Here is a 20,652-nt window from a genome sequence, read left to right as displayed (position 1 = left end):
GTCACGCGTACTGCGGCTCCGCTCACCTCGGGTTGTGCCGCTTGGCCCCTATGGATGAGGAAATTTCACCTATGCCCGAAAATCAGAACAACTCCGTCGAAACCGAAAACATTCAGAGCGACGTCGAGACTTCTGAAACGGCTGCCCCCGCAGCCGGCTCCGCCCCGGAATTCACCGAGGCTCCTGCGAACGTTGTAGCACCGGCCGCCGAGGCTGCCGAAGTTGCCCCGCAGGCTGACACCAAGACCGAGGCCACTTCCGCCCCGGCCAAGGACGAGGACGCCGAAGAAGACGGCGTCAAGTTCGTAGACCTCGGCATCGACGGCCGTGTCCTCGCTGCCCTGCAGGACGTCGGCTATGAGAAGCCCTCCCCGATCCAGGCAGCAACCATCCCGCTGCTGCTCGAAGGCCGCGACGTCGTGGGCCTGGCCCAGACCGGTACCGGTAAGACTGCAGCATTCGCAGTACCGGCACTGTCCCGCCTGGCCGAGCTCCACGACCTCAACGGCCCGTCCCGCAAGACCCAGGCCCTGGTGCTGGCTCCTACCCGCGAGCTCGCCCTCCAGGTGGCCGAGGCCTTCACCTCCTACGCCAAGCACATCGACGACTTCACCGTCCTCCCGGTGTACGGCGGCTCCGCCTACGGCCCCCAGCTCGCCGGCCTGCGCCGCGGCGCCCAGGTTGTTGTCGGTACCCCCGGCCGTGTCATCGACCACATCTCCAAGGGTTCCCTCGACCTGTCCGAACTCCAGTACCTCGTGCTGGATGAGGCTGACGAGATGCTTCGCATGGGCTTCGCCGAAGACGTTGAGCAGATCTTCCAGCAGACCCCGGCGGGCCGCCAGGTTGCGCTGTTCTCCGCTACGATGCCGAGCCAGATCCGCCGGCTCTCCAAGCAGTACCTGAACAACCCGGCCGAGGTGCAGGTCAAGTCCAAGACCACCACGGGCGCCAACACCCGCCAGCGCTACCTGCAGGTCATGGGCCCGCACAAGCTCGACGCGCTGACCCGCATCCTCGAGGTCGAAGAGTTCGAGGGCGTCATCGCCTTCGTGCGGACCAAGATGGCCACCGAGGACCTCGCCGACAAGCTGCGCTCCCGCGGCTTCCTGGCTGCCGCCATCAACGGCGACATCCCGCAGCAGCAGCGTGAGCGCACGGTTGAGGCTCTGCGCGACGGCAAGATCGACATCCTTGTCGCCACCGACGTCGCCGCCCGCGGACTCGACGTCGAGCGCGTCAGCCACGTGGTCAACTACGACATTCCGCACGACACCGAGTCCTACGTCCACCGCATCGGCCGCACCGGCCGCGCAGGCCGTTCCGGTGACGCGATCCTGTTCATGACGCCGCGCGAGAAGTACCTGCTGCGTTCCATCGAGAAGGCAACCCGCCAGCCGGTGGAGCAGATGCACCTGCCCACGGCCGAGACCGTCAACACGCTGCGCCTGGGCAAGTTCGCCGAGCGCATCACGGAGACCCTCGAGTCCGAGGACGTCGCCGCGTTCCGCGACCTCATCTCCTCCTACGAGGAAGAGCACAACGTGCCGGCCTCGGAGATCGCCGCCGCACTTGCCGTCATGGCCCAGGGTGGACAGCCGCTCCTGGTCAAGGAACTGCCGGCAGCCCCCGAGTTCCAGAAGCGCGAGCGCTCCAAGGACGGCTTCGGCTCACGCGGCCCGACCCGCACCCTGACGGAGGGCAACGCCACCTACCGGATCGCCGTCGGACGCCGCCAGCGCGTCATGCCGGGTTCCATCGTTGGCGCCATTGCCAACGAAGGCGGCATCTCCTCGGCCCAGATCGGCGGCATTGACATCCGCTCGGATCACTCCCTCGTGGAGCTCCCGGCGGACCTGAGCGCCGATCAGCTGAAGGCCCTGTCCCGCACGCGGATCGGCGGCGAGCTGATCCACCTCGAGCTCGACAACGGCCGCAAGCCCTCCGGCTCGGGGGACCGCGGTTCCTACCAGGGCAACCGTGGCGGCGACCGCGGCGGGGACCGTGGCGGCTACTCCGGTGGCAGCGGCAACTTCAAGGGCAACGGCGGCTTCAAGCGCGAATTCCGCAAGGGCGACGGCGAGCGGTCCTCCGCTGACCGTGGCGGCCGCTCCTTCAGTGAGCGCTCCGAGCAGCGCACTTTCGGCGCCGACACCCGCAAGCCCCGCACCGAAGGCGGCTTCAAGCCCCGCAACAAGTGGTAAGCAGTAACACCAACTAAGAACGGGCCGGCTCCCTGAGCCGGCCCGTTCTGCTTTAAGCACTCCGCCTTCCTGTTCGCTTCGTCACAGCCGCGGCGGCATGCCGGTCCTGGGAGCTGATTCAGGCACCCGGGACCGTGCTGGAAGCCCGGATTCCCGCTGTTTTCGGCCGGTCCGACGTCGTCCGGCACCCGATTTGTTGGTGGGCGCATCTTCCGGTAGAGTATTTACTCGTTGCCCCCCTAGCTCAGTGGTAGAGCGCGTTCTTGGTAAGAACGAGGTCACCGGATCGATTCCGGTGGGGGGCTCTGGATGAGGGCCTGTGTCAAGGCGGTTTTTGACCGGCTGAGCGCAGGTTTTCCTCATTTATGGCGGTGTAGCTCAGTTGGTTAGAGCGCACGACTCATAATCGTGAGGTCGGGAGATCGAGCCTCCCCACCGCTACAGGCAAGACCCCCGGAATCCGTTGAGATTCCGGGGGTCTTTTCTGTATCGGGCCATGGGTGGCTAGACGCGGGTAACCGTCAGGGTGACGTTTGGGCAGGAGGCTGCGTATAGGATCAGCGCGGCCTTCTCAGTGATGTTGACGCTCAGGCCCCAGCGGATCTTCACCGCCACCCACTGGGTGATGTACGCGCAACGATTCTTCGGCGGCAGCCACCTTTCCGGGCCACTAGCTCGCTTTGAGTGGTTGAGAGCGGACGTCTGCACGTTCAGGGTGCGGCTGTCCCCGAGGTCGTTGTAGAAAGCCACGCGCCGCGCCTGGGACCAATACCTTGCACCGGAGCCCCAGGCTTCATGAACCGGGACCAGATGGTCCACCTCCACTTCCGTCGCGGAGGAGTGAACGCCGTTGTCCCACGATGTGACCCAGCGTCCCCTGCTGGCAATGCAACCGCGGTAGGTATAGGACACGGCCCCCTTGGATTCCTGGACCAGGACTTCCTGCCGCGTGTTCTGGCAATCACCGTTGGTATCTCCCCAGACGCCGAAGTAGCGGTCCCGGTCATAGCCGGCGTTGACCTCGGCCGCGACAGGCAGTCCGAGCACAGCAGTCCGCAGCGGAGCCTGATATACGGTTGCTGCTTTATATACGTTTGCTGCTTCGGCCGGAACGGCTAGGCCGGCCAGCAGCAGGCCTGCGGCAACCACCGCTACACCCACCGCCCGCCGCAGCTTCATCAATTGCCTGGATTTCAGTACCGGAAGAGCTGTGGCGCCGACATGGATGGAGCGCTGGACGTTCATGGTTCTCGATTACTCTCAGGACGACGTGAAAGCAATAGTCGTACACCTCGGCCGCGGGCCCCTGGGCGGCACTCCCATACTGTGGCGCGACTATGGCGCGCAAAAGTTGTAAGTAGTAACCTCACGTTACGCCCAGCCCGCTGACCTCGACTGGCACTGGCCATCCCACATCCCGCCGAGACGATCGGTTCGCTCGCAGTCGGCTCGCTGCCCGGTGCAGTTGCTGCCGGTCTCACACTGTCAGACCCTCAATCCCTAGGCCGGGGCGGTTTCGGAGGCCACCCGGTAGCGCACGTGGGTGACGAGGCTGGTGCAGCTCACTTCCGTCGGCTCAAGCTTGAGGTTCGCGACGCCGTCCAGCAGCCGCTCACCCGCACCCAGGAGGACGGGCGCGGTATGGAGCCGCAGCTCGTCGATCAGCCCCGCCGCCAAGTATTGGCGGACAGTCTGCGCTCCTCCGGCAACGGCCACGTCCTTGCTGCCGGCGGCCTTCAGCGCCTGGGCCAGCGCCGACTCGATCCCGTCGGTCACGAAGTTGAACGTGGTCCCGCCCTGCATCTCCAGGGGCGCGCGGGGCTGATGGGTGAGCACGTACACAGGCGCGTGATACGGCGGTTCCTCACCCCACCATCCCCGCCAGGCCTCGTCCCACGCCCCAGGGCCCGCAAACATGTTCCGTCCCATGATGTATGCGCCAGCCGCGAGAATGCCGTCGAGCCAGGCCGCGTTGGACTGGCGTTCTTCGAACTGCCACCTGTGCAGGAGCTCTCCGCCCTCGCCCAGGGGCTCCGTCATGCTCTGGTTCGGGCCGGCGAGGAATCCGTCGAGGGAGATAGTCAGATCGCACGTGACTTGGCTCATGGGCCCATCATGCCACCACTCGACAGTTCGGGTCCCGCTCTGTTTCCCGGTGAGCTGTGTGCCCTCCCGCAGCCCGAGTCCGTGACAAGCCGCTCGTTTCACCGTAGCTTTGCAGCACCTGAGAGAGGGGGATATCAGTGGACTTATTGGGCACCATCATGGCCCCGTTCCGATGGCTGGTCTCGGCCGTGTTGGCCGGCTTCCATGACGGACTCAGCGCCCTCGGCATGCCGGCCGCCAGCGGCTGGACGTGGACCCTGTCCATCATCGGGCTGGTGCTGGTGATCCGGGCTGCCCTGATCCCGGTGTTTCTCAAGCAGGTAGAGGCCCAGCAGCGCATGAGGCTCCTGCAACCTGACCTGAAGGAGTTGCAGGAGAAGTACAAGGGCAAGACTGATCCGCTCTCCCGCCAGGCCATGGTGCAGGAGCAGATGGCCCTGTATAAGAAGCATGGCACCAACCCGTTCTCGGCCTGCCTGCCCATGCTGATCCAGGTGCCCTTCTTCTTCGCACTGTTCCAGGTGCTCTCAGGCATCAGCACCGCTGCCGGCAAGAACGAGGGCATCGGGGCCATGAGCGCCGGACAGGTCATGCAGTTCGACCAGTCCACTATTTTCGGTGCCCCGCTCTCGGCATCGCTGCTGCACGGCGGCGGCGGCAATCAACTCTCGGTGTGGGTCCTCTCCATCGGGATGATCCTGGCCATGACGGCCGCGCAGTTCATTACGCAGAAGCAGATCATGGCCAGGAGCATGCCCGACGAGGCCCTGGCGAGCCCGTACCTGCGCCAGCAGAAGGTGATCCTTTACAGCCTGCCGATCGTCTTCGGCCTGGGCGGCATCGTGTTCCCCATCGGCGTCCTGATCTACTGGACAACCACCAACCTATGGACCATGGGGCAGCAGTTCGCCATCAGGTGGGACAGAATGGGTCCATGACGCGAATCGCAATCATTGGCGGCCACGGCAAGGTGGCTTTGGAACTGTCCAGGATCCTCGCGGCGGACGGGCAGGAGGTCACCTCCTTCATCCGCAACCCGGACCATGCGGCCGACGTCGCTGCCACCGGGGCCACGCCGTCGCCTCTGGACGTGGGGAACGCGACGACGGCGCAGATCGTCGATGCCCTGCGGAACCACGACGCCGTGGTGTTCTCTGCCGGAGCCGGCGGCGGCAGCCCCGAACGGACCTACGCCGTGGACCGGGACGCCGCGATCCGTTCGATGGACGCCGCAGCCGAAGCGGGCGTCAGCAGGTACGTCATGGTCTCCTACTTCGGCGCCGGGCCGGACCACGGGGTCCCCGCGGACAACGGCTTCTTCGCCTACGCCGAGGCCAAGGCCGCGGCGGATGCCTACCTGCGCGGCTCCGGCCTTGACTGGACCATTCTGGGGCCCGGCGCGCTGACGGCCGGACCCGGCAACGGGATGATCGACGTCGACCCCGCAGATACGTCGGACGGCACCGCGACCTCCCGCGCCAACGTTGCCCTGGTGGCGGCGGCGGCCCTCGGACTGCCCGTCACGATCGGGCGCACCATCCAGTTCCGGGACGGTACCCTTCCACTCGCGGCGGCCCTCGAACCTTAGGCCCAGTACCTTAAGCCGGCGCCGTAGGCCCGGCACCGCTGACCTAGATAGGGTAGTGGGGGCGGCCCGTGCATCCACCCGGGATGCCCCCGGCCCGCCTCCGGGGAAAGCGGGCACATGGACCAGTTGGCACTTATCGTTGGACTCCTGTTGGCCACAGTGGGGGCCGTGGGCCTGGGGGACCGGCTCAGACTGCCCTACCCGGTGCTGATGCTGCTCCTGGCCGTCGCCCTGACATTCATCCCAGGGTTCCCGGAGATTCAGATCCCGCCCGAACTGATCCTGCCCATCTTCCTGCCGCCGCTGCTTTTCGCGACGGCCCAGCGCAGCTCCTGGGCCGTTTTCCGGGTCCGCTGGCGCACCTTGCTCATGCTCGCCGTCGCGCTCGTGGTGGTCTCGACGGCGGTGGTGGCCGGTGCTGCCTGGCTCATGATCCCGGGCATCGGCATTCCGGCCGCGATCGCCCTGGGCGCCATGGTGGCTCCGCCGGACCCCGTGGCCGTGGATTCCATCGCCAGCCGTGTTCATATGCCGCGGCGGCTCATCAACGTTCTCCAGAGCGAGGGCCTCTTCAACGACGCCGCCGCCATCGTCATCTTCCAGGCGGCCGTGGCCGCCGCCGTAGCCGGCACCAAAATCGCCTCCGACGTCGTCCTCCAGTTTGTCCTGGGAGCCGCGATCGCGGTGGTGGTGGGCATCGGCATGGGCTGGTTCACGAGCCTGATCACCCGCCTCGTGTCCTCCATGGTGGCCCGGAGCGCCGTCACCCTCGTGGTGCCGTTTGCCGCCTACATCCTGGCCGAGGAGCTGCACGCCTCCGGGGTGATCGCCGTCGTTGTCACCGCCCTGGAAATGCAGCGCCACTCCCGGCCCGGGGACGCCGCGGAGCGGGTGACCCGGACCGCGTTCTGGGACGTCGTGGAACTGCTGATTACCGGCCTGGCCTTCGGGCTGGTGGGGCTGGAAGTACGGCAGGTCATCCACAAGGAAGGCAGCGCCGTGTTCGGCATGATCGGCACAGCCGCGGTTGTGTGCGTCCTCGTGTTCGCCGCACGTTTCGCCTGGCTGGCCATGATGTCTGTCCTCTCCCGGGCCAGGAAGGACGTCCTGCGCCCCACCTCGGCCAAGGACGTGCTGATCCTGACCTGGTGCGGCATGCGTGGCCTGGCCACCCTGGCGCTGGCGCTGGCCCTACCTCTTACAGTTGCGGACGGCACGCCGTTCCCGGCCCGGAGCGAGTTGCTGGTGATCGCCTGCGCGGTCCTACTGGCCACACTGGTGCTGCCCGGGCTGACGCTGCCGTGGCTCATGCGGGTCCTGAAGGCGTCCGAGGACGGTTCGGAAGAACGCGACGCCGCCCGCGTGCTGGCCCGCCGTGCGCAGCAGGCGGCGATCGCCGCGCTCAAGGACAACGAGCTCATGAAAGAACTTCCGGCGGAGAAGGTGGCGCTGGTGAAGGAAAAAATGACCCGGCTGCACGCCGAGCTACTGGACGGGAGCCTAAAGAATGAAAGCGCGGGGGAGCAGCGCCAACGCGGCCGCGAACTGGCGATTGCCGTGCAGACGATCGCCCTGGACGCCGCCCGCCAGGAAGTCGTGGCGGCCCGGAACGAGCCGGGCATGGACCCGGAAGTCGCGGACCGGGTGCTGCGGCAGCTGGACCTGCGCACCATGATCATGCCGGAGTGATGACCCTTGTTAGGCCGGGTGGTGCCGGCAACTTTATCGTGCGTGGGGCGCCCGGGAGGTTGGTGCTCTGTCGGGGCCAGCCGCCGCGGGCTAGTCGGTCAGGGGAGTACCACGCTGCCCTGCGCGGCAGACCAAGTGATGGTTCCGTTTTGGAATCGCTGGCTGCATGCGCCGTTGACCGGATCGCAGTTTTCAGCTGCTGCCGGATAGCCAAGCCGTCCCTTTTCGTAACCCAGGCTGCCCCAGGTTACGCGAATGGGACCGGAGGTGGCGAAGGCGCCGGTGGCGAGAGACCAGTGGATGGAGCCACCCTGGAACGTCTGGTAGCACCCGCCGCCGGTCAGGCCGCAGATTTCGTTGCCGGACGGGTAGCCTAGTTTGCCTTTTTCGTAGCTCAAGCTGGCCCAGGTGGCACGGATGGCGCCCCAGGTGGCGCGGGCGCCGGTGGCGGGCGACCAGTGGATGGTGCCGCCCTGGAACATTTGGTAACAGCCGCCGTTCACCAAACCGCAGGTCTCCTTGCCCGTCGGATAGCCGAGCTTGCCTTTTTCGTAGCCCAGGCTGGCCCAGGTGGCACGGATCCCGCCCCAGGTGGCGCGGGCGCCGGTGGCCGGTGACCAGTGAATGGTGCCGCCCTGGAACGTCTGGTAGCAGCCGCCGTTGATCAGGCCGCAGGTCTCCCTTCCCGTCGGGTAGCCGAGTTTGCTTTTCTCGGAGCCCAGTCCTGTCCAGGTGGCACGGATCCCGCCCCAGGTGGCGAAGGCGCCGGTGGCGGGCGACCAGTGGATGGTGCCGCCCTTGAACGCTTGGGAGCAGCCGCCGCCGGCCAGCCCGCAGACCTCACGGGCCACGGGGTAGCCGAGCTTTCCTTGGGAGGAACCCAGGCTCGCCCAGGCCGTCCAGATCGGCCCTGAGGTAGCGATGGCACCCGCAGCAGCGGTCCAGTGGATGAGGCCTCCCTGGAAAGACTGATCGCAGCTGCCGGGCTGTCCGCAGATTTCATTGCCGGTGGGGTAGCCGAGCTTTCCGTTTTGGTAACCCTCGGCGCCCCATGCTTTGCGGATCGGGCCCCACGTGGCGAACGCTCCGGCTCCCGGAGCGTAGTAAACCACTCCACCCTGGAACGCCTGGGAGCAGCCGCCGTTGACCAGTCCGCAGGCCTCATTAGCGGTGGGATAGCCGAGCTTTCCGTTTTCATAGGCAAGGGTTCCCCATGCACCGCGGATACCGCCCCAAGTGGCAACCGCGCCGGTGCCGGGCGACCAGTGGATGGTTCCGCCCTGGAAGGTCTGGTAGCAGCCGCCGCTGACCAGTCCGCAGGTTTCCTTGCCGGAGGGGTAGCCCAGTTTGCCCTTTTCGGAGCCCAGGCTCGCCCACGTGGCACGGATGGCGCCCCAGGTGGCGAAGGCGCCGCTGGCCGGCGACCAGTGGATGGTTCCGCCCTGGAATGTCTGGTAGCAGCCGCCGCCGGTCAGCCCGCAGACCTCGTTCGCCAATGGGTAGCCGAGCTTGCCGTTCTCGTAGCCCAGGGTGCCCCAAGTCGCGCGGATGGCGCCCCCGGTGGCGCGCGCTCCGGTGGCCGGCGACCAGTGGATGGTTCCGCCCTGGAATGTCTGGTAGCAGCCGCCCCCAGTCAGACCGCAGAGCTGACGGCTGGTCGGGTAGCCCAGCCTGCCGTTTTCGTATCCCAAGGCACCCCAAGAGGCGCCGATCGCACCGACCGTTGCGACTGCGCCGGTGTTTGGCGTCCAGTGGATAGAGCCGCCCTGAAAACTTCTGTAGCATCCGCTGGCTTTTAGCCCGCATGCGACGGCGGTGGTCGGGCTTCCAAGGGCGGGTGTGGCTGCAGCGACAGGGTCGATTGCCCTGCCGGCTATTGAGAGTATCGACTCTACCGTCACGCTTGCGGAGGTGGAGGTGATCGCGTCAATGCTGACCCTTGTGCCGGCATGGGTGGTGAAGGTCTGGCCCGCTTGCCAGGTCTGGCGGGGATTGTAGTAGCCGGCGAAGGGTCTGGAATCCGGCAGCAGAATCAGCGAGCCGGCCCCCAGCTGCTGGACAATCTTGACGCCGCGATTCAGGTCCACAGCCTCGGTTGTGTCATAGCTGACAGGCAGCCGCAACTCCAGGAAATACGTTTCGCCGCTCACCGGATCCGTAAACTTCACAGCCCTGTTCGCGTCGGTCCCCGCCCACGCCTTCAGGGTGAATTTCCTCATGCCGTTGAGGGTCCCTGCGTCCACGATTTCGTCGCCGCGGCCAAACCCCCCATAAGCCCAAAGCGTTGAGCTGATAGCGGGCTGGGTGAGTTGGGAGATACCCATCAGATCCAGGCTGTCACCGTATTCGCGGATGCTGCAGCTGGAATCGGCGAATGACCCGTTCGAGTTCGTGCCGACATCCTGGGCGCCGCTTCCACACTGAAGGCTGTTAGCGTGCATGAGGCCCAGAACGTGCCCGAATTCGTGCGTCAGGACGCTGTTGGTCAGCGTCGCCGGGAGCGGCATGATGACCCGCCCGCTGGTGCCCTGATAACTCCAGCCGGCGCCGTACGCGCCGTCCGAGAGCGTGGGCGTTGAGACGAAAACCACGAGCGCGGTGTAGGGGCTGGGAGTCCACCCAAGTTCTCCGGCAATGGTGCTCATCATGTCCGGGTAACGCTGCGTCGAGGTGGCCTTGCTGCTACGGCTCTCCACCTTGGTCACGGTCATCGACAACCGGCCGTTGGACATCCTCTTCCAGTAGTTGCTGCTGGTGGCGATGGAAGCCTGTGCCGCGGCCTGCGGGATTGTTGCCTTCCTGTCGGCCAACTGGACCAGTACCAAGCGCACTTTGATGTCGCCGGAGCGGGAAAGCGAGAAGGACTCCGTGGTCCGTGCCGTCGCGGCGGCGCCGGCGGGTACGCCTTTCCTGCCGACCGGGGGCGGGTTCTCGAAGGTGTGCGCGATGAACGGCCCATCGGTGCCTCCCACCGGCAGCGACTCAACTGTCGTGAGCGGCGCGCTGACGCCGGCCGGGGCGGAGGGACGTGGTGTCGGCTGGATTGTCTCCGCTCTGGGCACCGGGGTCGCGGTGGGAGCCGGAGCCGTGGTGGGAGCCGGAGCCGTGGTGGGAGCCGGCGTCGGGGTTGCCGACGGAGCTGCCGAAGCTGGTCCGGTCGCTGTAGCTGTGGCGGTGGCGGTCGCGACGGGCGCCGGCGACTGCCCAGCATTGGCTGGCGCCGTGCCGGTGGCCGGGACCGAGGCCAAGGCAAGGACAAACGCGGCAAACAACGCAGTCTTCATCCGAAAAGAGTTCACGTTTATCTTTCATGAGACGGCCGTTCAGCCGACGGGTCAGCTGAACGGCCGCAAGAGACCAAAGTGAGGTCAGTCTACGGATGGCAGGCGGCAATACCGGGAAACTTGCGCCAAACTTTCGGCTTGGGTGTCCAATCGTTGCCGAATCTTGAGCAACCCCGCTTGTGAATGGAGTACGTGCCCGCCACGCCCTCAGCCGGCCAGTTCGAGTTCCAGCGCATTGGCCTCAACGAAGTCCAGGGCATGCCGGATCGCGCCCACTGTGACGATCTTGTCGCCCAGCGGCGAAACCGTGACGCGCGGCGGGGTGGCGGTGAAGCGGGGGAGCAGCGCTGTGATGCCCGGCACGAGGGCACCGGCGGACTCGGCGACGGCGCCGCCGATCACCACCTGCTCGGGGTTGATCAGGCTCGCGATTGAGGCGATGACGCGCGCCATGCGCTCCGAGATCCGGTCCAGGATCGCCAGGGCCGCGGCGTCTCCTGCCGCCGCGTCCTCGAAGACGCGCGGCGCGCTTGCAGGGCCGCCCGCGGACGGTCCGCCGCCCGCCGCGGACCACTGCCGCGCCAGGGCAGCAATGCCGTCGCTGGAGCCAACGCCCTCCACCATGTCCAGATAGCCCATCTCGCCGGCGGCCCCGCCGCGGCCGTGGAGCAGCCGCCCGGATTCCATCACCCCGGCACCCAGGCGTTCGCCCGCCAAGAGCACCACCAGATCGTCCACACCCGCGCCGGAACCGCGCCAGCGCTCGCCGAGCGCGGCAAGGTTGGCGTCGTTCTCCAGAAGCACCGTCCAGCCGTGCAGCTCCTTGAGCGCGGAGCGGAGCCCGACGTCGAACAGGCTCCAGAACCGCTGGGTCACGAGCACGTTCCCGTCCCGGTCCACCGGTGCGGCGATCCCGGCTCCGACGGCCAGCACATTGCGCGGGTCCGTTCCCGCGGCCTCCAGCGCCTGGCGGCAGACAAAATCGATGACGCCGATCCGCTCCTGCGCGGGGATGTCCGCCGCGCGGAAGCTCTCGCTGGACTGTCCGATGACCGTGCCGCGGAGGTCGGCCACGGCTGCGGTGGTGGTCGCGGCGCCGATGTCGAGGCCCAGTACGAACCCTGCCTCCCCGTTGAAGGCAAACCGCCGGGCCGGGCGCCCTTTCCGTGGATTGGCCGGGTCTGTGCGGGGCTGGTCCAGCTCCACGATCCAGCCCCGGCCGATCAGGTCCTCGCAGACTGCAATTACCGAGGCCCGGGTGAGTCCGGTCAGGGCCATCAGCTCGGTGCCGGTGGCGGCGTCGACGCCGCGGATGTGGCGCAGCACGGCCTGGGCGTTGACACGGCGCAGCAGCTGCGGTGTGGCGGCGGCTGCGTGGGGCATCACTTCTTGACCTCTTCTGTTCCCGGACCCATAATTGTTCAGGCAATATATTTAGCTTGTATCTAAATTATCAGAAGCCCCTCCCAGACCCGAAGGAATCTCCTTTGACCAACACCGCCACGCTGGCAACCCTGTCCGGTTCCGACCTCGCCGCCGATCCCAACTGGTGGCGCCAGGCCTCGGTGTACCAGATCTACCCGCGGAGCTTTTCCGATTCCAATGGTGACGGCCTGGGCGATATCAAGGGCATCACCGCCAAGGTCCCCTACCTGAAGGAACTGGGGATCGACGCCGTCTGGCTCTCCCCGTTCTACCCCTCGGCGCTGGCCGACGGCGGCTACGACGTCGACGACTACCGCGATGTGGACCCCAAGCTCGGCACTTTGGCGGACTTCGATGAGATGTCCGCCGCGCTGCACGCTGCAGGCATCAAGCTGATCGCCGACATCGTCCCCAACCACTCCTCGAACCGGCACGAATGGTTCCAGGAGGCGCTGGCCGCCCCGCGGGGATCGGCCGCCCGCGAACGCTACATCTTCCGCGACGGCCTCGGCGAAAACGGCGAACTCCCGCCTTCGGACTGGGAGTCCGTCTTCGGCGGGCCCGCCTGGGAGCGGATCACCGAGCCCGACGGCACGCCCGGCCAGTGGTACATGCACATCTTCGCCACGGAACAGCCGGACCTGAACTGGGCCAACCGCGAAATCCGTGACGACTTCCTCAAGACGCTTCGCTTCTGGTCCGACCGCGGCGTGGACGGCTTCCGTGTCGACGTCGCCCACGCGCTGACCAAGGACCTCACCGAACCGCTCATCTCCAAGGTGGAGCTCAGCGCTGCCAACACCGGCACGGACGGATTCCCGGACGGCTCGCACCCGTTCTGGGACCGCGACGAAGTCCACGAGATCTACGCCGAATGGCGCGAGGTGTTCAACGAGTACAACCCGCCGCGCACCGCCGTCGCCGAGGCCTGGGTGCACGCTACCCGCCGCGCCCGCTACGCCAGCCCGGAGGGCCTGGGCCAGGCGTTCAACTTCGACCTCCTGCAGGCCGACTTCGACGCCGGCGAGTTCCGCGAAATCATCGCCCGGAACCTGGCCGAGGCCACGGAATCCGGGGCCTCCTCCACCTGGGTCTTCTCCAACCACGACGTCGTCCGCCATGCCACCCGCTACGGCCTGCCCCGGGGCGGCGGCAAGCACGCCAAGGGCCAGGATGGCAAGGGCTGGCTGCTGGCCGGCGCCCCTGTCGAAGAGCTCGACGTCGAACTCGGCCTGCGCCGGGCCCGCGCCGCCACCTTGCTGATGCTGGCCCTGCCGGGTTCCGCCTACCTGTACCAGGGCGAGGAACTGGGCCTGCAGGAGGTTGCGGAGATCCCCGACGCCGAGCGGCAGGACCCCACCTTCTTCCGCAACAAGGGCGTAGAGATCGGCCGCGACGGCTGCCGGGTGCCGCTGCCCTGGGCTCCGGAGGGCACCTCGTTCGGCTTCGGCGCCGGCGGGGCACACCTGCCCCAGCCGGCCTGGTTCAGCCGCTACGCCGTGGCGGCCCAGGACGGCGTGGAAGACTCCACCCTGGAGCTCTACCGCAAGGCCCTGAAGCTGCGCCGCGAACTGCAGACCTCGGAGGAACTGCAGTGGCAGGAATCCGGCAGCGCCGACGTCCTGCGCTTCAGCCGTCCCGGCGGCTGGCAGACAGTGACTAACTTCGGCGACGCACCGGTTAACCTGCCTGCCGGCGAGGTACTGGTCAGCAGCGGCCCGCTGGACGGCGGACGCCTGCCGGCCAACACCACGGTCTGGCTGCGGTGAGCCCCGCCTTGAAGGACCTGTCCGGCGCGCCCGCCAACGGCGTGAACGCCAACCAGGTGATCGCCAACCAGATAAACCTCGCCCAGGAGCTCGTCTACGGCTGTATGGGCCTGGGCGGCGGCTGGTCGGCGGAATCGTACTCGTCCGCGGATGTGGACGAGGCGGCCGCCGCCGTTGAAGCCGCCATGGGCGCGGGCATCACGCTCTTTGACCACGCGGACATCTACACGCACGGCAAAGCCGAGGCCGTCTTCGGCGAGGTCCTGGCCCGTACCCCGGGGTTGCGGGAGAAGATCCGGCTGCAGACAAAGTGCGGTATCCGGCTCAACGAACAGGGCCTGGAGGCCTACTACGACCTCAGCCGGGACGGCATCCTGGAGCGGGTCAACGAAAGCCTGGCCCGGCTCCGGACGGACTACGTCGACGTGCTCATGCTGCACCGCCCCGATCCCCTGATGGATCCGGCGGAGGTGGCGTCCGCCGTCGGCCAGCTCATGGCCGAGGGCAAGGTGCGCGCCGTGGGTGTGTCCAACATGTCCGGCCCGCAGATCGAGCTGCTGCAGGACCGGCTCGGGGTCCCCGTGGTGGCCAACCAGCTCGAAATGAGCCTGCTGAAGCGTGCCTGGCTCGAAAGCACGGTGCTGGTCAACCATGCCGAGGGCACGGACTACAGCTTCCCGCACGGCACCGTGGAGCACTGCGTCCGGAAGGGAATCCGGCTGCAGGCATACGGGTCGCTGGCCCGCGGCCTATACACCGGGGCGCCGGGCGCCGTGCCGACGCCGGCGGAGGAGGCCACCACCGCCCTGGTGGCTGCCCTGGCCGCCGCGAAGGGGACCACGGGGGAGGCGATCGTGCTGGGCTGGCTCATGCGGCACCCGGCCGGGATTGCGCCGGTGATCGGCACCGCCAACCCGGCCAGGATCCTCGCCTGCGCCGGTGCCGCCGAGGCCGCCGCGGCGATGACCCGCGCCGAGTGGTACGGCCTCTGGGTCGCGGCCCGCGGCAGCAACATCCCCTAGCCACTCCCGCCGTCACGCCCACCCAACCAGCTGGCAGCAGGGGCCGTTTTGCCCGCTGAAAACGGCTTCTGCTGCCAGTTGGTTGGGCAGTGACGTGATTTTGGTCGTAATGGTCGCCCCTGAGGGCCGGATCGCTTAGCGGCAAGTGCCCCCGGGCGGCTAGCGTAGATGCATGACCACTTCTATGACCACCGCTGAATCACTTCGGCCCCAGCGAAACATCCCGGCCGAGATCGCCCGCTCCTGGCTGCTGGTGAACGCGATGAAGACCGACCTCTTCGACCAGTCCGCCGTCTCCCGGGCCGATGCGATCATCCTCGACATCGAAGACGCGGTGGACCCCTCCCAGAAGGACACCGCCCGCGCCAACGTCGTGAACTGGCTGACCGCCGGCGGTAGCGCGTGGGTCCGGATCAACGACGCCACCAGCCCGTTCTGGGCCGATGACCTCGCCGGGCTGCGCGGCACCCCCGGCCTGCTGGGCATCATGCTGGCCAAGACCGAATCGGCCGACCAGGTCACGGAGAGCTTCCACCGGATGGACGGCAAGACCCCGGTCATCCCGCTGGTCGAGTCCGCCGTCGGCATCGAGGAAGCCAACAACATCGCGAAGGCCCAGGGCGCCTTCCGCCTGGCCTTCGGCTCGGGCGACTTCCGCCGCGACACCGGCATGGCGGCCACCGCCGAAGCCATGGCCTACCCGCGCGCCAAGCTGGTTGTGGCCAGCCGCGTCGGCAACCTGCCCGGCCCCATCGACGGCCCCACCGTCGGCACGAACCACCCGATCCTGCGCGAGCAGACCGGCATCACAGTGATGATGGGGATGACCGGGAAGCTCTGCCTCGCGATCGACCAGACGCCGGTCATCAACGAGGTCATCAGCCCCACGCCGTCCGACGTCGCCTGGGCCACGGACTTCATGGCCGACTTCGAAGCCAGCGGCCGCGTCATCCGCGACGGCTCCGACCTGCCGCGCCTGGGCCGCGCCGAGAAGATCATGAAGCTCGCCGTAGCCTTTGGCGTGCAGCCGGCACTGTAGCTCACACCGCTTAAGGAGACCCCGTGACCGATACCCGCTATCTGGTTCACGGGGTCTTTTGGGATGGTCCGGCGCCCGTTCCCGCCGCGGCGTCTGGACAGGGCGGGCTCCCGGTGCTGCGCCTGCAGGACCCTGACGGCACGCTCACCGAACTGGCGCTCGACGCCGGCACCAGGCTTGGTTTCCGGGTCGCCACCAAGGGCAAACACTGCCTCGGGCACCACAACGTGCACGGCCCGGCGGAGAGGGACCATGTCCTTTGCCCCGCACGGGCTGCCGCCACCAAGGGCAGTCAGTGCGAACGATGTTTCGTGCTGGACGACTCGCGGCTTATTCACGACTTCCACCGCGGCGGCCGCGTCCCGCCGGGCCTGCGCGCGTACCTGATGCAGCCGCACTGGCTCTACGTGGCCACCTTCGCTACCGGCGCCAGCAAGGTCGGCACTGCCTCGGACCTGCGGAAATGGATCCGGCTCGCCGAGCAGGGCGCCGTCGTAGCCCGGTACATCGCCCGCGCCGCGGACGGCCGCGTGGTCCGCATCCTGGAGGACATGATCACGCGCGACGCCGGGCTGCCGCAACAGGTCCGCGCCGCCGCCAAGGCGGCCGCGCTGGTGGCCCCGGCAGCCGCCGTCGAACTCGATGCCGTGAACGGGCGGCTGGCAGGGGTGGCCCGGACATTGCTCGCCGGTGTCGGCGGGGAGGGCTTCGAGGTGGTGGATGAGCGGTGGGTCCGGCCGGAGCTTTCCGCCGACGCCTGCGCCCCGGCCGCCCGGCACGCCTACCCCCACGACCTGGCGACCGGGTCGCACGGGTTCCGGGTCGATTCGCTGAGCGGCAGCATGGCGCTCGCAGCGCTGGATGGCAGCGAACTGGAATTCGTGGTGAACCTGGGGCAGCTCAAGGCACGGATGATCGAACTCGGTGACCACGGCTCGGAGGTCCCGGCCGTGCAGGAAGCATTGTTCTGACGCTGGAAATGCTCCGCGACGCGCAAAATACCGGACGCGCCCGTATTCCGGTAGCGCCAGGTAATTAGAGTGTCGCCAGGAATTTAGCGGCTCGCAGCGTTGCCGGCGCGCCCCGGTAGACTGGCACGGTGCTGAATGAATTCTGGGCCACCGCGTCAACCACCTACAAGGTGATCGTTTTCAGTGCCATGGGCCTGATCGCGCTCGGCATCATCCTCAACGTGGTGGGCAACAGCACCGGCAACCAGGCCCTCGCCCTCGCCTCGCTGCCGGTGATCGGGCTGGGCCTGATCCTGCACCTGGCCGGGATTGTGATCCGCGGCCAGACCATCCGGAAGAACCTCAGGCGCTAACGGCCGCGTTCCGCTCCACATGGCTCCGGGCATGCTCTACTGCGTCCGCTAGGGACGTGAACAGGTGCTTGTGGTGCCGCAGTGAACGGATAACCCCCACGTTGGTCACGAGCTCCAGATGCTGCGGCTGGACCCCTTTGAGCAGGACGGTCACGCCGCGCAGCTCCAGCGCGGAGATCACCCCGACGAGCATGTGGGCCCCCGTGGCGTCCAGCATCCGCAGCTGCGACAGCCGGATGATGGCCACCTGGACGTCCTTGACCTGGCTGATCTCCTGCAGGACCCGCTCCGCTGCGCCGAAGAACATGGCCCCGTCCAGCCGGAAAATGGCGATGTGCCCGTCCCCCGGAACCGGCGGCCCGGGAATGTCTTCGCGCCGGACCCCGCTCAGGGACGCGAACGTCCGCAGCGTGAACACCGCTGCCGCGGCAAGTCCGATCTGGATGGCCACAATGAGGTCGAAGGCGACGGTGATGAGGGCCGTGATCACGAACACCGCGGCGTCGGCCCTGGTGGACCGCAGGATCGCCGACACCGTGTGCCGCGAGACCATGCGGGTGGCCGTGACCATGAGGATGCCGGCCAACGCCGCCAGCGGGATCCGGCCGACCAGCCCCGCCGCCAGGTAGATGATGGCCAGCAGCACCAGGGCGTGCACCACCGCGGAGAGCCGGGTCTTGGCCCCGGAGCGGACGTTCACGGCGGTCCGGGCGATCGCGCCCGTTGCGGGCATGCCGCCGAAGAAGCCTGCGGCGATCGAAGCCAGCCCCTGGCCGGTGAGCTCCCGGTCCGGGCTGTACGCGCCGGACGGGCGGCCGTCCGGACCCACCATGCCTGCGGCCACCCGGGCCGAGAGCAGGGATTCGATGGCGGCTAGCGTCGCAATCGAGACGGCAGGCATCAGCAGGCCGCCCACTGCGGCCGGATCCACGGAAGGCATGGACGGCGCCGACAGCGAGTGCGGAAGTGCACCGATCCGGGGTATGTCCAGCGCCAGGACCTCGGCCGCCACGGTGGCGAGCAGCACCGCGATCAGGCTCGCGGGCAGGGACTTGTGGAGCCTGGGCAGCAGGTACATCACGGCCGTGACGCCCGCCACCACCGCGAGAGTCTGCAGCACGGCCGGCGCGGTGGCCTGTGACGCGCTCTCGACGGCGGCCAGGACGGTGTTGTGGCCCGGCGTTCCGGTGGTGCCCGTGGCTAGCGGAATCTGCTGGAGGAAGATGATGGCGGCGATTCCGAGGGTGAAACCCTCCACTACCGGCCAGGGGATGAACGCGACGGCCCGGCCCAGTCCGCTTGCTCCCAGAAGCATGACGAGCAGCCCGGCCAGTACCGAGACCAGGGCAATGCTGCCGACGCCGTGGGCGGCGACCACAGGAGCCAGGACCACCACCATGGCGCCGGTCGGACCGGAGACCTGGACGTTAGATCCGCCCATAATGGCGGCGACCAGTCCGGCCACCACAGCGGTGATGAGTCCCGCCTCCGCCCCGACCCCGGAGCTCACGCCGAAGGCCAGCGCCAGGGGGAGCGCCACAATGCCCACGGTGATGCCTGCGAACAGGTCAGTCTTCCACGCGGACTGCAAGAGCTCGTAGTCGCTGCGGGACGGCACAAACCGGACCAAGCGTCTCCGGGCGGTGTGAGAATGCCGGACCGGGATTGTTGGGTCGGCTGCGCTCACGGCGCAGTGTTGTCGAGGTGGCCGGCACTGCCGAGGTGGCCAGCCGGCAGCTCCTGCGCTATCCGGAGCTGTTCGCTGGAACCGGCCAGGGTGTCCAGCAGGAAGGTCCGGGCGATCGCGAGAAGCTCCTTGATCTTGGGATGAGCCAGCCGGTAGGTCACCACATTCGCCGTCCGGACCGACGTCACCACCCCGTGCCGGCGCAGCGTCCCCAGATGCTGGGACAGATGCGAGGGCTCCAGCCCCGTCTCGGCGAGCAGGTAACTGACCGGGGCTTCCGTGTCCGGCGCGGCGGCCAGAAGCTCGAGGATCCGGATTCGGGCCGGGTGGGCCAGCGCCTTGAACAGGTTGGCCTTGATTTCGTACAGGGGCGTCTGCGCGGCGGAGATCATGGCAGGAGGACACTTTCTCGCATCCGTTCGCGGCACGGCCCGGCGGGACAGTGTCGCTCTACGGATTGATGGATTGATGTTTTCATCATATCGCGCGAGTCAATACCAGTCCCATCAAGACCCCCCTGGGCCCTGCGAGCTGTCACGAAGCCGCCCGGGCCCGGGCGTGGCGATAGGCTGGAACCCATGACTATCAATCCGGACCTGCAGGGGCGCAGCTACCCTGCCGCAGAGGTGTATGACGTCGGCCGCGAGAAGATCCGCGAGTTCGCGCGCGCGGTCAAGGCCACCCACCCCGCCCATTTCGATGTTGCCGCCGCCGAGGCCCTGGGTCACAGCGACCTCGTGGCGCCGCCGACCTTCGCCATCATCGTCGCGCAGCGCGCCGACGCGCAGCTGATCGAGGATCCGGATTCCGGGATCGACTTCTCCCGCGTGGTCCACGCCGACCAGCGGTTTACCCACCACCGCCCGATCATCGCGGGCGATCGGCTGGTCGCCGAGCTGCACGTCGACGGCGTCCGCGCCATGGGCGGCGGAGCCATGATCACCACGCGTTCGGAAATCTTCGCGCTTGGCAGGGATGTCACCGGCGCTGCCGGTGACGCCGCCGGCGTCCGCGAGCCGGTCGCCACCGCCACCTCGTCCATCCTGGTCCGCGGAGAGGGACAGTAGCCATGAGCATCAACATTGCAGAACTCACGGTCGGCCAGAACATCGGCAGCCGCAGCATCACCGTCACCCGCACCGATCTCGTGAAGTACGCGGGGGCCTCCGGTGACTTCAACCCGATCCACTGGAACGAGGCCTTCGCCACGGGCGTCGGCCTGCCGGGCGTGATCGCCCACGGCATGTTCACCATGGGCGCCGCCGTCCAGCTTGTGATCGACTGGGCCGGCGACCCCGCCGCCGTCGTCGACTTCCAGACCCGCTTCACCAAGCCGGTGCCCGTCGCTGACACCACCGGGACTCCGGAGGCCGGTGCCGTGATAGAGGTCAGCGGAGCCATCGGGGCGCTCGACGTCGACGCCGGCACCGCGCGCGTCGACCTCACCGTCCTCTCGTCCGCCCAAAAGGTCCTCGTCAAGGCCCAGGCCGTCGTCAGGCTGGTCTAGCCCATGGC

Annotated in this window: 16 protein-coding genes, 2 tRNA genes and 1 pseudogene; 13 read left to right on the top strand and 6 right to left on the bottom strand. The window is 67.7% G+C overall.

Translation table 11 applies throughout. From position 1 onward, the window contains the following. Positions 1 to 71: 71 nt before the first annotated feature. The 3 genes from AC1DKQ_RS02035 to AC1DKQ_RS02025 all read left to right on the top strand — a co-directional run bounded on the left by AC1DKQ_RS02035 (position 72) and on the right by AC1DKQ_RS02025 (position 2,645). Positions 72 to 2,204, top strand: a complete 2,133-nt coding sequence (locus tag AC1DKQ_RS02035; RefSeq protein WP_476882591.1) for a DEAD/DEAH box helicase — start codon at positions 72 to 74, stop codon at positions 2,202 to 2,204. 233 nt (positions 2,205 to 2,437) lie between these two features. Further along, positions 2,438 to 2,509 (top strand) — tRNA-Thr (locus tag AC1DKQ_RS02030). 62 nt (positions 2,510 to 2,571) lie between these two features. Then, positions 2,572 to 2,645 (top strand) — tRNA-Met (locus tag AC1DKQ_RS02025). A gap of 63 nt (positions 2,646 to 2,708) precedes the next feature. Here the strand turns inward: AC1DKQ_RS02025 and AC1DKQ_RS02020 are convergent. Continuing rightward, complete coding sequence (locus AC1DKQ_RS02020; RefSeq protein WP_476882592.1) at positions 2,709 to 3,449, bottom strand: HNH endonuclease family protein; 741 nt, start codon at positions 3,447 to 3,449, stop codon at positions 2,709 to 2,711. 255 nt (positions 3,450 to 3,704) lie between these two features. Further along, positions 3,705 to 4,310 carry a dihydrofolate reductase family protein gene (locus AC1DKQ_RS02015; RefSeq protein WP_476882593.1) on the bottom strand — a complete coding sequence of 202 codons (606 nt, stop codon included), beginning with the start codon at positions 4,308 to 4,310 and terminating at the stop codon, positions 3,705 to 3,707. A gap of 137 nt (positions 4,311 to 4,447) precedes the next feature. Here AC1DKQ_RS02015 and yidC point away from each other — a divergent pair. The 3 genes and pseudogenes from yidC to AC1DKQ_RS02000 form a co-directional block, all read left to right on the top strand. Continuing rightward, positions 4,448 to 5,224 (top strand): annotated as a pseudogene (gene yidC / locus AC1DKQ_RS02010) (membrane protein insertase YidC); the annotation flags it as partial. A 20-nt stretch (positions 5,225 to 5,244) separates the two neighbouring features. Next, positions 5,245 to 5,898 (top strand): NAD(P)H-binding protein, encoded by a 654-nt coding sequence (locus AC1DKQ_RS02005; protein ID WP_476918055.1) that lies wholly within the window; start codon positions 5,245 to 5,247, stop codon positions 5,896 to 5,898. 117 nt (positions 5,899 to 6,015) lie between these two features. Continuing rightward, on the top strand, positions 6,016 to 7,587 hold the full coding sequence (locus tag AC1DKQ_RS02000) for a Na+/H+ antiporter (protein WP_476882595.1): 1,572 nt from the start codon (positions 6,016 to 6,018) through the stop codon (positions 7,585 to 7,587). Between the two features lie 98 nt (positions 7,588 to 7,685). On the opposite strand, the gene AC1DKQ_RS01995 is transcribed toward AC1DKQ_RS02000, so the two are convergent. Together AC1DKQ_RS01995 and AC1DKQ_RS01990 are read right to left on the bottom strand one after the other, a co-directional pair. Further along, complete coding sequence (locus AC1DKQ_RS01995) at positions 7,686 to 10,871, bottom strand: hypothetical protein (RefSeq protein ID WP_476918054.1); 3,186 nt, start codon at positions 10,869 to 10,871, stop codon at positions 7,686 to 7,688. A gap of 207 nt (positions 10,872 to 11,078) precedes the next feature. Beyond that, positions 11,079 to 12,254: an ROK family protein gene (locus AC1DKQ_RS01990; protein ID WP_476882597.1), complete on the bottom strand. Its 1,176-nt coding sequence runs from the start codon at positions 12,252 to 12,254 to the stop codon at positions 11,079 to 11,081. A gap of 104 nt (positions 12,255 to 12,358) precedes the next feature. Here AC1DKQ_RS01990 and AC1DKQ_RS01985 point away from each other — a divergent pair, with 104 nt between their 5' ends. The 5 genes from AC1DKQ_RS01985 (at position 12,359) to AC1DKQ_RS01965 (ending at position 17,450) form a co-directional block, all read left to right on the top strand. Next, positions 12,359 to 14,065: a glycoside hydrolase family 13 protein gene (locus AC1DKQ_RS01985; protein WP_476882598.1), complete on the top strand. Its 1,707-nt coding sequence runs from the start codon at positions 12,359 to 12,361 to the stop codon at positions 14,063 to 14,065. Positions 14,066 to 14,136: 71 nt separating this feature from the next. Then, a complete protein-coding gene (locus AC1DKQ_RS01980; RefSeq protein ID WP_476882904.1) occupies positions 14,137 to 15,087 on the top strand; it encodes an aldo/keto reductase in 951 nt (316 codons plus the stop codon). A gap of 172 nt (positions 15,088 to 15,259) precedes the next feature. Then, a complete protein-coding gene (locus AC1DKQ_RS01975) occupies positions 15,260 to 16,126 on the top strand; it encodes an HpcH/HpaI aldolase/citrate lyase family protein (protein ID WP_476882599.1) in 867 nt (288 codons plus the stop codon). A gap of 23 nt (positions 16,127 to 16,149) precedes the next feature. Further along, positions 16,150 to 17,097 (top strand): DUF2797 domain-containing protein, encoded by a 948-nt coding sequence (locus AC1DKQ_RS01970; RefSeq protein WP_476918053.1) that lies wholly within the window; start codon positions 16,150 to 16,152, stop codon positions 17,095 to 17,097. Positions 17,098 to 17,225: 128 nt separating this feature from the next. After that, entirely contained in the window at positions 17,226 to 17,450 is a 225-nt protein-coding gene (locus tag AC1DKQ_RS01965; protein ID WP_476882601.1) for a DUF3188 domain-containing protein, read from the top strand. Here the strand turns inward: AC1DKQ_RS01965 and AC1DKQ_RS01960 are convergent. Together AC1DKQ_RS01960 and AC1DKQ_RS01955 are read right to left on the bottom strand one after the other, a co-directional pair. Next, positions 17,440 to 19,068, bottom strand: a complete 1,629-nt coding sequence (locus AC1DKQ_RS01960) for a SulP family inorganic anion transporter (protein WP_476882602.1) — start codon at positions 19,066 to 19,068, stop codon at positions 17,440 to 17,442. The two genes, AC1DKQ_RS01965 and AC1DKQ_RS01960, sit on opposite strands and share 11 nt — an antisense overlap. A 65-nt stretch (positions 19,069 to 19,133) precedes the next feature. After that, positions 19,134 to 19,529 carry an ArsR/SmtB family transcription factor gene (locus AC1DKQ_RS01955; protein WP_476882603.1) on the bottom strand — a complete coding sequence of 132 codons (396 nt, stop codon included), beginning with the start codon at positions 19,527 to 19,529 and terminating at the stop codon, positions 19,134 to 19,136. A gap of 186 nt (positions 19,530 to 19,715) precedes the next feature. Here AC1DKQ_RS01955 and AC1DKQ_RS01950 point away from each other — a divergent pair, with 186 nt between their 5' ends. Continuing rightward, the gene (locus tag AC1DKQ_RS01950) at positions 19,716 to 20,204 is read left to right on the top strand and encodes an FAS1-like dehydratase domain-containing protein (protein WP_476882604.1); all 489 of its coding nucleotides are present in this window, start codon (positions 19,716 to 19,718) and stop codon (positions 20,202 to 20,204) included. A 2-nt stretch (positions 20,205 to 20,206) separates the two neighbouring features. Next, entirely contained in the window at positions 20,207 to 20,644 is a 438-nt protein-coding gene (locus AC1DKQ_RS01945; RefSeq protein WP_476882605.1) for a MaoC family dehydratase, read from the top strand. The last annotated feature ends 8 nt before the right edge of the window (positions 20,645 to 20,652 follow it).

Source organism: Arthrobacter sp. 05L421 (assembly GCF_056397785.1).
This window is presented reverse-complemented; position numbering and strand designations above follow the sequence as displayed.

Coding starts and splice junctions, on each gene's coding strand:
- AC1DKQ_RS02035 (WP_476882591.1), top strand. CDS start 72: ATGCCCGAAAATCAGAACAACTCCGTCGAAACCGAAAACATTCAGAGC.
- AC1DKQ_RS02020 (WP_476882592.1), bottom strand. CDS start 3,449: ATGAACGTCCAGCGCTCCATCCATGTCGGCGCCACAGCTCTTCCGGTA.
- AC1DKQ_RS02015 (WP_476882593.1), bottom strand. CDS start 4,310: ATGAGCCAAGTCACGTGCGATCTGACTATCTCCCTCGACGGATTCCTC.
- AC1DKQ_RS02005 (WP_476918055.1), top strand. CDS start 5,245: ATGACGCGAATCGCAATCATTGGCGGCCACGGCAAGGTGGCTTTGGAA.
- AC1DKQ_RS02000 (WP_476882595.1), top strand. CDS start 6,016: ATGGACCAGTTGGCACTTATCGTTGGACTCCTGTTGGCCACAGTGGGG.
- AC1DKQ_RS01995 (WP_476918054.1), bottom strand. CDS start 10,871: ATGAAGACTGCGTTGTTTGCCGCGTTTGTCCTTGCCTTGGCCTCGGTC.
- AC1DKQ_RS01990 (WP_476882597.1), bottom strand. CDS start 12,254: ATGCCCCACGCAGCCGCCGCCACACCGCAGCTGCTGCGCCGTGTCAAC.
- AC1DKQ_RS01975 (WP_476882599.1), top strand. CDS start 15,260: ATGACCACTTCTATGACCACCGCTGAATCACTTCGGCCCCAGCGAAAC.
- AC1DKQ_RS01955 (WP_476882603.1), bottom strand. CDS start 19,529: ATGATCTCCGCCGCGCAGACGCCCCTGTACGAAATCAAGGCCAACCTG.
- AC1DKQ_RS01950 (WP_476882604.1), top strand. CDS start 19,716: ATGACTATCAATCCGGACCTGCAGGGGCGCAGCTACCCTGCCGCAGAG.
- AC1DKQ_RS01945 (WP_476882605.1), top strand. CDS start 20,207: ATGAGCATCAACATTGCAGAACTCACGGTCGGCCAGAACATCGGCAGC.